The sequence below is a fragment of the Sorangiineae bacterium MSr11954 genome (genome assembly GCA_037157815.1).
Taxonomy (GTDB): domain Bacteria; phylum Myxococcota_A; class Polyangia; order Polyangiales; family Polyangiaceae; genus Pendulispora; species Pendulispora albinea.
On record CP089984.1, the window covers coordinates 3032670 to 3044623 of the forward strand.

General features: G+C 68.9%; 10 protein-coding genes. 3 read left to right on the forward strand and 7 right to left on the reverse strand.

All coding sequences use genetic code 11. From position 1 onward, the window contains the following. Nucleotides 1–921 precede the first annotated feature (921 nt). The 3 genes from LZC94_11825 to LZC94_11835 form a co-directional block, all read right to left on the reverse strand. A complete protein-coding gene (locus tag LZC94_11825) occupies nucleotides 922–1425 on the reverse strand; it encodes a FixH family protein (GenBank protein WXB17940.1) in 504 nt (167 codons plus the stop codon). Between the two features lie 41 nt (nucleotides 1426–1466). Further along, nucleotides 1467–2612: a GNAT family N-acetyltransferase gene (locus tag LZC94_11830; protein ID WXB17941.1), complete on the reverse strand. Its 1146-nt coding sequence runs from the start codon at nucleotides 2610–2612 to the stop codon at nucleotides 1467–1469. Between the two features lie 67 nt (nucleotides 2613–2679). Then, the gene (locus tag LZC94_11835) at nucleotides 2680–3276 is read right to left on the reverse strand and encodes a hypothetical protein (GenBank protein WXB17942.1); all 597 of its coding nucleotides are present in this window, start codon (nucleotides 3274–3276) and stop codon (nucleotides 2680–2682) included. A 72-nt stretch (nucleotides 3277–3348) separates the two neighbouring features. On the opposite strand from LZC94_11835, the gene LZC94_11840 reads away from it, so the two are divergent. Continuing rightward, a complete protein-coding gene (locus LZC94_11840; protein ID WXB17943.1) occupies nucleotides 3349–3987 on the forward strand; it encodes an OmpA family protein in 639 nt (212 codons plus the stop codon). 16 nt (nucleotides 3988–4003) lie between these two features. Here LZC94_11840 and LZC94_11845 read toward each other — a convergent pair whose 3' ends face one another. The 4 genes from LZC94_11845 to LZC94_11860 form a co-directional block, all read right to left on the reverse strand. Then, nucleotides 4004–4729, reverse strand: a complete 726-nt coding sequence (locus LZC94_11845; GenBank protein ID WXB17944.1) for an ATP-binding cassette domain-containing protein — start codon at nucleotides 4727–4729, stop codon at nucleotides 4004–4006. 18 nt (nucleotides 4730–4747) lie between these two features. Further along, nucleotides 4748–5227: a hypothetical protein gene (locus LZC94_11850; protein WXB17945.1), complete on the reverse strand. Its 480-nt coding sequence runs from the start codon at nucleotides 5225–5227 to the stop codon at nucleotides 4748–4750. 26 nt (nucleotides 5228–5253) lie between these two features. Further along, a complete protein-coding gene (locus LZC94_11855) occupies nucleotides 5254–7818 on the reverse strand; it encodes a dynamin family protein (GenBank protein WXB17946.1) in 2565 nt (854 codons plus the stop codon). A 66-nt stretch (nucleotides 7819–7884) separates the two neighbouring features. After that, complete coding sequence (locus LZC94_11860) at nucleotides 7885–8925, reverse strand: NFACT RNA binding domain-containing protein (protein WXB17947.1); 1041 nt, start codon at nucleotides 8923–8925, stop codon at nucleotides 7885–7887. A gap of 64 nt (nucleotides 8926–8989) precedes the next feature. On the opposite strand from LZC94_11860, the gene LZC94_11865 reads away from it, so the two are divergent. Together LZC94_11865 and LZC94_11870 are read left to right on the forward strand one after the other, a co-directional pair. Continuing rightward, nucleotides 8990–10720, forward strand: a complete 1731-nt coding sequence (locus tag LZC94_11865; protein ID WXB17948.1) for a serine/threonine protein kinase — start codon at nucleotides 8990–8992, stop codon at nucleotides 10718–10720. A gap of 55 nt (nucleotides 10721–10775) precedes the next feature. Continuing rightward, complete coding sequence (locus LZC94_11870) at nucleotides 10776–11948, forward strand: hypothetical protein (protein WXB17949.1); 1173 nt, start codon at nucleotides 10776–10778, stop codon at nucleotides 11946–11948. Nucleotides 11949–11954: the final 6 nt, after the last annotated feature.

An 11954-nucleotide genomic window follows, 5' to 3' on the forward strand; every position in this document is an offset into this window, starting at 1 on the left:
TAAATTCAAACTGTTTGTCGCTCTAGCGTCCTTGCGGTTCTCTCTCCACGAAAGCACGACGTTCGGCCCAAGGCGGCCGGCGTGTATTCGGAACGAGAAGAGTCAACCGCGAGGGCGCCAGGTGGGACCAAAGGTCTCTCGACCTAGCGCCCCTAGCGTCCTTGCGGTTCTCTCTCCACGAAAGCACGACGTTCGGCCCAAGGCGGCCGGCGCGTGATCGGAACGAGAAGAGTCAACCGCCAGGACGCCAAGGGCGCTAGGGGACGCGTCTATTTGTGATTGCGCGCTGAGGTTGGCGATCGAGCGCTCGAGACGAGGCGTTTTCACCCGAGGTAGAGGTGGCTGTTCGGGCGCGTTTTCATCTCCCAACACGCTGAAAGACAACCGAGACACCAAGGACCAAAGGTCTCTCGACCTAGCGCCCTTGCGGTTTCTCTCTCTCCACGAAAGCACGACGTTCGGCCCAAGGTGGACGGCGCGTGATCGGAACGAGAAGAGTCAACCGCCAGGACGCCAAGGGCGCTAGGGGACGCGTCTATTTGTGATTGCGCGCTGAGGTTGGCGATCGAGCGCTCGAGCCGAGGCGTTTCGCGGGAGGTAGAGATGGCTGTTCGGGTGCGTTTTCATCTCCCAACACGCTGAAAGACAACCGAGACACCAAGGACCAAAGGTCTCTCGACCTAGCGCCCCTAGCGTCCTTGCGGTTTCTCTCTCTCTCCACGAAAGCACGACCCTTCGGCCCAAGGCGGACGGCGCGTGTTCGGAACGAAAAGAGTCAACCGCTAGGGACGCCAGGGGGACCAAAGGTCTGTCGACCTAGCGCCCTTGCGGTTTCTCTCGTTCCACGAAAGCACGACCTTCGCGGTCGAGGAACGCCGTTGTTCTTCCCTTTACGGGGCGCGCGGAGCGCGTGGAGAAGTGTCAGCCGGGGACGCAGAAGTAGAATTCGGCGGAGTCGAGGACGGTGTTGGGGATCTTCACGTTGACGGTGATTCGCCACACGCCGGGCATGAAGAAGTGGAGGGGGCTCGTGAAGCCCACGTCGTAGTTGCCGTCGCCGGTGGGGATGACGCTGGGGGTGACGGAGCTGCCGTGGCCGTGGTCGGGCATGAAGGGCGGCGGGACGGTGACGACACCGTCGGGGATTTCCGCGCCGTTTTGGTCGACGATTCGGATTTTCCACTTGTTGTGGTTCTTCTGGGGCGGCGCGGGGTCGGCCGACACCAGCTTGAACTTGAACTTTTTCTGCGCCGATGCGACTTCCATGTTGGGCGTGTACGGAATGACGCGCTTGTCGTCGTCGCACTTGACATAGACATTGCCCGCGTCGCCGGGGTCGGCGGGGGAGTCCGATGTCGAACAGGCAGCCGTACAGATACCCAGAATCGTCGCCATGGCGGCAACCGCGAAGTAAGAACGAGCCATTGGCTGATCCATATAGCTCGAAATTGAAAATCGGCGAGCGCTTACCCGTCGTGATCCGACGATGCCTCGTCCGATTCCACGTGCTGCATCACCACGGCACGCTCGCGCGCGAGGTGCGCTTCGAGGATGCGCCGCATCCGGTTCTCGACGATCCAGTGGACCGAATGGGTCAGGGTGGGCTCGAAACCACGCACGCGTTTGTGTTCACCCCCCGCGCCCGGTTCGAAGACCTCGATGCCCTGCTCGATGCATTGGCGAATGCCGTGGTAGTAGCAGACGTTGAAATGCAGGAACGGTAAGTCGGTTTTGGCGCCCCAGTACCGACCGTAAAGGCGTTTGCCTTTTTTGACATTGAACGCCCCCGCGATGATCTGCCCCTCGCGCCGCGCCACCACCCACGAGAGGCGCGGGCGGAAGGACTCCGCGACCTTCTCGAAGAAGTCGAGATTCAGGTATTGGCGGCCCCAATGGAATTTTTCCACGGTCGAGCGATAAAGCTCGAACATCTCGCGGACGGTGTCCGGTGTGTAGCCATCTTCGGCGAGCGTCTCGATGACCACCCCGTCGCGCTCTGGCTGGCGCATCTCGCGACGAAGCTGCGTTCGCTTCTTGGAGGGGAGCTCGCGCAGGAAGTCCTCCACGTTCGTGTAGCCCCGGTTGCGCCAGTGAAACTGAATGCCGTAGCGCTCCACGTACCCCGCGGAGGCAAAGGCCTGCGCCTGCTCCGCAACGGGAAATAGCGTGTGCACGCTCGACGCGGAGATCTTGGGCGCGATATCGCGAAGGGCCCGGGCGATGGCGCCGAGGATGGTCGCGCGATCGGGGCCCGGGCGGGTCAGCACGCGCGCCCCGGTGGCGGGGGTGAAGGGCACGGCGACGATGAGCTTCGGGTAGTACGGGAGCCCGATGCGGTCTGCGAGATCGGCCCAAGCGTAGTCGAAGACGAACTCGCCCTCGCTGTTGGACTTCAAGTACATCGGCGCCGCGGCCACCAAGGCGCCGCTGCCGTCGCGCAAGGCCACGTGGCAGGGAGCCCAGCCCGTGCCGCGGCCCACGCAGCCCGAGGTCTCCAGCGCATCGAGCCAGGTCCATTCGACGAACGGCGAGTCGTCCTCGCCCACCAGCGCGTCCCACTCTTCCCGCGGGACCTCGCTCACGCGTTCCAGCAATTTGAGCTCGTAGGTCACGTCATCCGTTCTCGCCCGATCGCGCTGCTCGCTCGGATCGCGGAGGCCGAAGAGGGCGGCTGGCAGGCTAAGCGCTGGGTTCTTCTCGGCAGAGAACGAACCACGCGTCCATGAAGGTTCCTTTTTTCTTCGCGCGGCCAATCGAGACATGCTGGGAGACGCCGCGCATCACGTCCACCATGCCGCCGTACACCAGGCGGGCGAGGCCGTGATCGTTGTCTTGAATGGGAGGCCATGCGGTGGGTTTGTCCTTTGGGGTCCGCAGGTAGTCGATGTCCACCTCACCGGAGGCCTCCGACGGGTGAACGACGAAGTAGCCCGGACCCGTAGCCCACATGAGCGTCTGATGGTTGTAGCCGAGCAGCTCGGCTTTGTCCTCCGCCGCCGCGTCGGTCGGCTTACAGAACCGCTTCTGGAAGTGCGAGAAGCTCGGAAGGGTGTTCTTTCCGTGGTGAATGACTTCGTGCAGCGGATCGGTGGCGGGCGGGACGAAGTCGTCCAACGTGATGGGGTGAAAGCCCTGCGCGGCCTCGTAAAGGCGGGCCTGCGTCCTTCGGCCCCAGCCCCGGATGGTGTCCAAGCGGCCCAGGTGGCCGAGCTCGTCGAGGATCTTCGCCAGGCTCGGGAGATCGACAGCGGGCTCGAGAAAGACGTCCAGATGCATGGGTGGCTCCGCGTCCTCGGGCCAACAACCACAAAGTTGGCCGCTCGATCTTTTCGCACAAAGATCGCGCCCATGACAGCGTGGAAAACGGTGGCGGCGTTGGTGTGTGCGGGCGCGGGTCTCTTCGGATGCGCCGAGCAGCCCAAGGCGGTCAAAATTCCCCCCACGGGGACCTCGGAGACGGCGTTCAAGAGCCATTGGGAGAAGGGCGCCAAGAAGGAACGCGGCGTGGCCGGCAAAGACGACGCGGCGGGTGCGATGTCCGCGGCGCAGGCCAAGCGCGATGGGGCGTCGGGCGACGAGGGCTCGGTGCTCACGTCGGGCCTGCGCGTCCCCTCGGAGATCGTGCGCGCGTGCGACCTTCCGCAGCAGCAAGCCTCCGCGACCTTCGCGCCAAAGTTCGACTTCGACGGGGCGACCATCGGCCCCGACGATCGCGACGTGCTGGCCACCCTCGCGCGATGCCTCAGCGATGGCGCGCTTCGCGGCCGCCGCGTGACCTTGGTCGGACGCGCGGATGCGCGGGGCGAGGCGGAGTACAACATGTCGCTCGGCGAGTCGCGCGCCGACGCGGTGCTGCGCTACCTGCACGATCTGGGCGTGGCGCGCGATCGCGTGAAGACGAGCTCGCGCGGCGAATTGGACGCGGCGGGCAACGACGAAGCGTCGTACGCGCTCGATCGACGGGTGGACATCGAGCTCGCGAACTGACGCGCCCAACGCGACGCTACGCGACCCGGGGGTGGAAGGTGCCGAGGTAGCGCCCGCGCACGAGCGGGTGCTCCTTGAACGCATCGGGGGCCGCGCTCACGGCCACGGCGCCGTCGAGCAGCAGGATGGCGCGCGTGCAGACGGAGAGCGCCTCCTCCACGTGGTGATCGGCGAGGAGGACGGCGGTGCCGTGCGCGGCGCGGGCGCGCAGAAGCTCGCCCAGCCGGGCGGCGCCCACCGGATCGATGCCGCTGAACGGCTCGTCGCACACGAGCACGCGCGGATCGCCGGTGGTGGCGCGCGCGAACTCGAGCCGGCGGCGCTCGCCCCCCGAGAGCTCCCCGGCGCGAACGTCGAGGCGTTGGTCGAGGCCGACGGCTTCGGCGCGCTCCTCGGGCTTGCCGTCGGTGCCGTGCACGATGCGGTGGAAGGCGACGAGGTTCTCGCGCACCGTCAGATCCCACAGCACGCTGGGCGACTGCGGGATGTAGCCGACCCCTTCGCGCGCCCGCTTCCAGAGCGGCCACTGGGTGACGTCTCGTTCGCCGAGCCGCACGGTGCCCGCATCGGGGAGGCGCTCGCCCACCAAGGCGCGAAACAAGGTCGATTTGCCGGCGCCGGACGGGCCGAGGACGCCGAGCACCTCCCCCTCGTGCGCGGTGACGTCGACGTCGCGCAGAATGACCTTTCCGCCTCGTAGGACGCGCAGCCCCTTGGCCTCGAGCGCCTCGCGTTTGGCCATGGCCTCGCCCACGGACCTTCAGGGACCCTTCGGCGAGACGGGGATGGAGCCTTTGACCTGCGTCAAGGTGACCTTGGCGGTGGCGATGTCGATGGTCGCCTTGTCGGCCTGGAGCCAACCTTGTCCGCGCGTGAGCCGGACGCCGCCGCGCAAGTCGAGCAGCTGCTTTTTCAGGTCCAGCTCGACCTCCGGCGCCTCGGCGTGCACGCCTTTCACATCGGCCAGCACGCCGCCCGAGCCGCGGGCCCAGTTCACGTGCGGGGTCTGATCGAACTTCAAGTCGATGCGCGGGCAGTTGACCTTGAGGCCACCTTTGGCGAGCGACACATTGCCCGTGAGCAGCGCCACGCCCTCGGTCACGTCGACCTCCAGCTTGTCGGCTTGCACCTCGAGGGGCTCGCCGCCCACATTGAGGATCGGCTGCGCCCCCGCCGGCGAGGAGGGGATGGACAAGACGCCGATGAGCGCGGCGAGAACGAGGGTCCGAAGCGGCGTCATGTCGTTGGATCCATGGTACCTCGTTGTTACCCGAGAGCCTCGGAAAAGCTGAAGAGCTCGCGTTCCAGCCAGGTGGCCGCGCCCGTCCGGAGCTCCGGGGTCGCGCGGGCCGACGCGTGCTCGATCAAGGTGCCGAGGGCTGCGCGCGCCAGGGTGTGGCTGCTGGTCGCGCCGGTGAAGGCCAGCTGGCGAACCAGCGCGCGCGCCAGCGGGGCGAGCTCCGAGGGGGTGATCCCGGGGTCGAGCGGAGGGCCATCCCCATCGCCGGCGCCCAGGCTCGCGCCGATGCGGCTCGATTTGTCGCGCGCGACCGCGGCCATGGCATCGGCCAGGGGAGGGGCGAGCCGCGCGAGCGCCCGCTCGACCCGGTAGCGCATCAAGACCGGATCGCTGGAGACGGCGTCGCGATCGCGCCCGGTGACCACCACCGAGAGATCGCCTTGCCACGCTTGGAGCGCGGGCTCGAGCGAGGCGCCCAGCGCCCGGGCGATGTCCTCGGTGTCGCGATCGAGCGAGGCCGCGAGGCGCGCCATGATCTTCGCCCGCTGGGCGGCCCGGCTGTTCCGGTCGTTCTCGTCGTTGGCAAGGCCGAGGGCGCGCTCGCGAAGGCGCGCCACGATGCTCGCGGCGCGGCGGCGCAGGGCGCGCTCTTTCAGCTCGGTGCTGCGGCCGACCAGGTGCTCGTCGAGCAGGGCCTGCACATCGGCCCACCCCGAGGCGGCGAGCGCCTGCGCATCGCCGAGCCGGCCCGCCAGCGCGAGGCGCGCCGAGAGCGCGCGCGGGGCCGTCCACGAGGTGACCCCCAGCTCGCCCAGCTCGAAGGCGACCCGTTCCATCACCTTGGCGAGATCGGAGGGGGTCAAGCGATCGGCCTTGTTCACCAGGATCTGCACGGGGATGCGCGCGGCCTTGGCCTCGTCGAGGACGAGCCGCTCGCTCTGCTTCAAGGCTTGCCCCGCGTCGAAGAGCCAGATCACGGCGTCCGCCTCCTCGAAGGCGGCGCGCGCGGCCTTCCCGTGCGCGACGTCGGGCGCGTTGAAGCCGGGCGTGTCGATCACCTCGACCCGGGTGAGCGAGGGCAGGGGAAGCAGGATCTCGACCCGCCGAATCGTTGCGTGGGCAACGGTTTTCAAGGTGGCGCGCAGCTCGCTCACCGGCACGATGCGCTCGCGCGGGCCCTCGGCCTCCGGCTCGAACCAAATGCGCGCGATGGGATCGGACGCATAGCGCAGGTGGTGCAAGGTGGCGGTGGTCGGCAAAACGCCGGTGGGGGCGACGTCTTTGCCCATCAGCGCGTTGATGAAGGTGCTCTTTCCGGCGTTGAACTCGCCCACGATGGCCACGCGCACGGGCCGGCTTCGCTCGGCGGAGAGCTCCGACAGGCGCGCGGTGCTCTCGAGATCGTGCAGGGTCTGGGCGTGCCGGTCGAGGCGCGCGAGCAAGGGGCCCCACGCGGCGGGATCGCCGGACGGCGGGATCCACCTGAGCGCGATTTGCTTGCGCACGGCCTCCGCCCAAGGCTTGGCGCGCCCTTCGGTGACGGTGGCCAGGTGGTCGAGCAGGGGCGCGAGCTCCTCGCCGGTGCCGAGCTTGGCGGGATCGGGGAGCTTGCGCGCGTCGGCCACCACCGGATCGGGATCGTCGTCGAGCGCGGCCAGGGCGACCTCGAGCCCCGCGGGATCGCCGTCCTCGAGGGCCGCGTCGAGCAGGGGGTGCGCCGCGCTTCGATCGCCGCTCTCCAGCGCGTCGCGCAGGGCGGCGCGCGCTTCGTCGCGACGGCCATCGGCGCGGGCGAAGGCGGCGCGCCATCGCGCGAGCTTGGTCTCGCCCCGGTGCTCCACCACCAGGCGCACGCGGGCGCGGATCGCGTCGTCGCTGGGGGCCCACGCCAGGGTCGACGCGAGCAGCTCGCTGGCGCCGGGGACCTCGAGCACGTACGCGCGAATGAGGGAGACGAACGCCGCCTTGTCGCCGGAGACTGCGAGGATGCGGCCGCGCACCAGCTCCGCGCGTCCATGCGTCGGATCGGTGGGCGCCTCCTCGATGGCCGCGTGCGCGCCTTGCACGTCGTGCTGCGCCAGGCGCGCCTCCGCGCGGCGGAGCGCCACCTCGGGCGAGCGCCGATCGGCCAGGCGTTCGAGCCATAGCTCGGCGCGCGCGCCGTCGCCCTGCGCCAGATCCAGATCCGCCAGGGAGAGGAGCGCCTCGCGGCGGGCGTCGCTGCCGGGGCCGGCCACCGCCAGCGCGCGCACCAAGGTGTCGCGCACCTCGTCGGCCGGGGCCATCGTCTTTTGGCGGGCGCGCGCCAGCCGCACCCACACCTCGGCGTTCGAGCCGGCGAGGCCCGCGAGCTCCTCCAAGGTGAGCGCCAGCTCGGCGTCGAGGCCCGCCGCTTCGCAGGCGTCGGCCAGGAGCGCGAGCCCGAGGAGCGAGCCGGGGAGGCGTTTGAGCACGGCGTGGGCGAGTGCGCGCGCGAGCATCGCATCGCCGGAGGCCAGCGCGTCTTCGCCCGCGCGCAGCTCCTCGTCGGCGCCGGCCAAGACGACCTCGACCCGCCCCATCCATCGGCTTATGATCTCGAAGAGCCGCATTCGGTCATCCCTCGTCCTTCTGCGTTCCTTTTTCGGTTCTTCTTCGCTTCGTTCGAGCTTCCGCGCTCACCCTTCCACCTCGGTGGCCAGCAGCGCCTTCAGGTGCGCGGGATCGATGCGCACCGAGAACACCTTCGCGCGATCGGCGATCACGAGCCCTGGCGGGGCGCGCCTTGGTTTTCGCACGTACCGGCGCGGGGTGTACGTCACGTCGATGATCGGCTCGCCGCGCGCCTCGGAGAAGTGTCCCGCCAGGCACGCGGCGTCCGCGAGCTCGGCCTCCGTCAGCGCTTTTCCTTTTTCGTTCCATGCAATGACGTGTGCGCCGGGCTGGTCCTTCGCATGCAACCAGAGATGATACGGGCGCGAAACTTGAAACGTGAGCTCGTCATTCAGCTCGGCCCGCCGCCCCACCAAAATCCGCATCCCGCTGCGCGCCGTGAACGTCCGAAAGGGCGGCTTGCGTCCCTCCGACAGCGCTTTGGCCTTCGGGGAGATCGGGCGAACGGCGCCGGGGATCACGCCGCGAACATCGTGCGGGAGCGCCGCGATGGCGCGCTGCCGTAACTCCGCGAGGCGCCCTAAGGGCGAGGGAGCCGAATCGCCATTCCGCTCCCCGTCGCGAAGTTCCCCGCCGTCACCCATCCCGCCGTCACGCGCCCCCTCGTCGTCCGCCACGATCCCGTGCAACTCTGCCCGCAACTCGTCCACCGCCACGATGGCCCGCTTCGCCTCGGCGAGCCGCTCGCCGGCCAGCGGCCTCCCACGCCGCAGCCGGCGCGCCCGTTGAAAGGCCGCCTCGACTTGTTCGCGTGCCGTTCGGCTCGGATCCAGCGGAAACGTCAGCTTCTGCTCCTCGCCCTCGGGGGACCAGTCGCTCACCTCCAGGAACCGAGCTCCACGGGGTGCGCGCGCCGCCGCCGCCACCAGCCAAGGTGCGCGGGCCGCCCAGGCCTCCGCTTCGTCGATGCGGTCGAGATCGCGTTGGATCGCGAGGACGCGTTGCGACAGGCGCTTTCGTGCGCGGGTCAGCGCGGAGGTGAGGGCGAGCGCGTCCTCCCGCGTGGAATCCCGCGATCGGCCGTCTTTTTGCGGTGGGTTGGACATCGGTGATCCTTTGTCATCCTACCTTTCGCCGAGCGGCTATAGTTGGAAACAGATTGGAGAGGGCGTGAATCGAACGAGCTTTCCCGCAGGCCAGGTGAGCACTTCGTTCGTGAAGGCGCTCTTGATGTACCTCGAGGCGGAAAAAGGCCCGGCCGAGGCGGACGCCTGGCTCCATCGTTGCCACATCCAACGCGACGATCTCGATGACGAGACCCGCCCCATGTCCCTCATGGCGCTCCACGATGCGCTGGTCGCCTTCGTCGACGTGGCCTCGCGCGCGGCCATCATCCAGGCGTGGCGGTTCATCATCCTGCCCGACAACCTCGGGTTCTGGATGCGCGTGCTGCGCGGAACGAGCGGCCCGCTCGATGCGTTCTCCCGCCTGGACGCCAACGAGAGCGAGTACGGCCGCACCACCCGCTGGCAGACCCTCGTCGCCGGAAACGCCATGTGGCGCGGAAGGGTGCATATTGCACACGATCCCCGCATCGAGGAGGATGGCCTCCTCGACGATATGCGCGTCGCCCAGCTGAGCGCCGTCCCCGCGCTGTTCGGCTACGGGCGCGGCCACGTGGTCTCCCTGGGCAAGCGCAAAGGCGGCATCAGCGAGCTCGCGTGCGACTACGAGGTGCGCTGGTACCCGTCGCGCGTCGCGGTCTGCACCACCATCGCGGGCGCCATCGGCTCGATCTTGGGCGGCGCCACCTTCTTCACGGACCTGTCGCTCACCGGGCAGCTCCTGTGCGTGGGCGCCACCGCCACCGGCGGCGCCCTCTTTGGCGCCGCGTGGGCGCGCGAGCACCGAAGGCGCGCCGAGGTCTTCGCCCAGTCGATGCGGGTCAACGCGCTCGAGCGCAACCTGGCCCTCAAAGAGACGCGCGAGCGGGTGGCGGCCGGGAGGCTCGAAGGCACCGTGGTGGCCGGCCAATACCGCATCAAGCAGCGCATGGGATCGGGCGCCAGCGGCGTCATTTACGAGGCGTGTCGTGTCCGCGACGATCTGCCGGTGGCGATCAAGCTCCTGCGCGCCGCCGCCGCGCACGACGCCGTGGCCTCGGACCGCCTGCGGCGCGAGGCGGAGGCGCTCGGCCTCGCGTGGCACCCCAACGTGGTGGAGATGATCGACCACGGGCACCTGCCCGATGGCACCGCGTACCTGGTGATGGAGCTGCTCGAGGGCGAGTCCTTGGCCGTGCGCCTTCGAAACAAGGGCGCCCTCTCGCCCGATCACCTCCTCCCCGTGGCCCTTCAAATTTGCGAAGCGCTCATCGCCGTGCACGCGGCCGGCGTGGTGCACCGCGATCTCAAGCCGTCGAACCTCTTCATCGAGCAGCCGGTGCCCGAGGCCGGCGCCGCGCGCCCGCCCGAGCGGGTCAAGCTCCTCGACTTCGGCATCGCGCGCGTGGAGTGGGAGGAGACGCGCATCACCAACATGGGCGCGCCCCTCGGGACCCCCGGGTACATGTCGCCCGAGCAAGAGACGGGCGGCGAGGTCGACGCGCGCAGCGACTTGTTCGCGCTCGGCGCGGTCCTCTACGAATGCCTGGTGGGCGAGCCTCCGCCTCCCACCCCCAGCGGTCTCTGGCTCTCGGGCCCGAGCCCCACCGGCACCGGCCCGCGCGCCGCCCGCATCAAGATCGCGCTACGCAATCTCCCGCTCGGCTGGCAAACCGTGATCGAGCGCGCCCTCGCGCCCTCGCCGCGCGACCGCTTCCAAGACGCTCGAGCCTTTGCCCACGCCCTGCGCGAGCTCGGCGAGGCCGCGCCGCCCGCCGTGGGGAGCACGACCTCCTGAGACCTTAACAAGGGGAGTGACGGCACCCACGCCACCGACGAGAATAGGCGCGCTCATGAAGCCGTCCTACCTCGAGTCGATCATGCTTCGCCCCTCGCGCGCGCTCCTCCCGCTCCTTGCCCTTCTCCCCCTCGTCCTCGCCGTGGCGAGCGGGTGCGCCTCGTCGGATCCCCCGCGGCGCACCTCATACCCGCCGCCGCCCGGCGCCTATGGCCAACAAGGGCCGTACGGCCAGCCCGGCCCGTATGGCCCGCAAGGCCCGTATGGCCAACCGGGCCCCTACGGCCAGCCGCCGCCCTATGGCCAGCCATACCCGCCGCAAGGACAGCCCTATCCGCCGCAGGGCTACCCTCCTCCGCAGCAGCCCCCGCGCGCCGCGCCCATGCCGGGCGCGTCGCAGCCGCCGCCGGGCGCGCCCTCGATCTTGCCGCCGCTGGTGGGCGCCATGGCGCAGCAAGCCGAGGTTCGCGCGATCCTGGGCGAGCTCATTCTGCAACTGAACCCGACCAATCAGCAAAAGGTCCGCGGCATCCCGCTGGTGTTCGATGCCGATCCCGATGTCAACGCCTACGCGGGCTGCGACGACAACGGCGCGCCGTTCCTCGCGGGCACCGCCGGTTTGCTGGACGCGGTCGATGGTGTCGCGCAGACCCGCGCGACCGACGAGCTATTCGGCACGCAGACGTACGAAGCGTACATGAGCGCGGTTCTGCCGCGCTTGATGCAGGCCAAGCCGCAGAGCCCCGCGCTCCCGCAGGGCATCATCCCCATCCAGTACGCCATGAACCCGCAGCGCCTCTCGCACGCGCGCGAGCTGTTCGACGACATCATCGCCTTTACGTTCGGGCACGAGCTGGCCCACCACTACTTGGGTCACACGGGCTGCGCCAACGGTCAGGCGATGAGCTCGGGGCCCAACCCCGCGGTCGTGGGGCACATGGTGACGCGCATCCTGCCGGGCCTCAACCAGTTCAACGAGGCCGCGGCCGACAACTTCGGGTGCATCGACGTGCTCGACACCGGCCGCGCGCGGCGCCCGCAATACCGCTGGTCGGAGAAGGGGGGCATCTTCCTCTTCGACTTCTTCTCCCGATTGGAGCGCGCCTCCGGAATATCGGTTTTCAACCCAATCGGCTTTTTGCGCACCCACCCCAATCCGCAACTTCGCACGCCGCTCATTCAAGCGACGGCGCGAACTTGGTATTCGCAGCACCCCGACGTCCGGTAGTAGAAT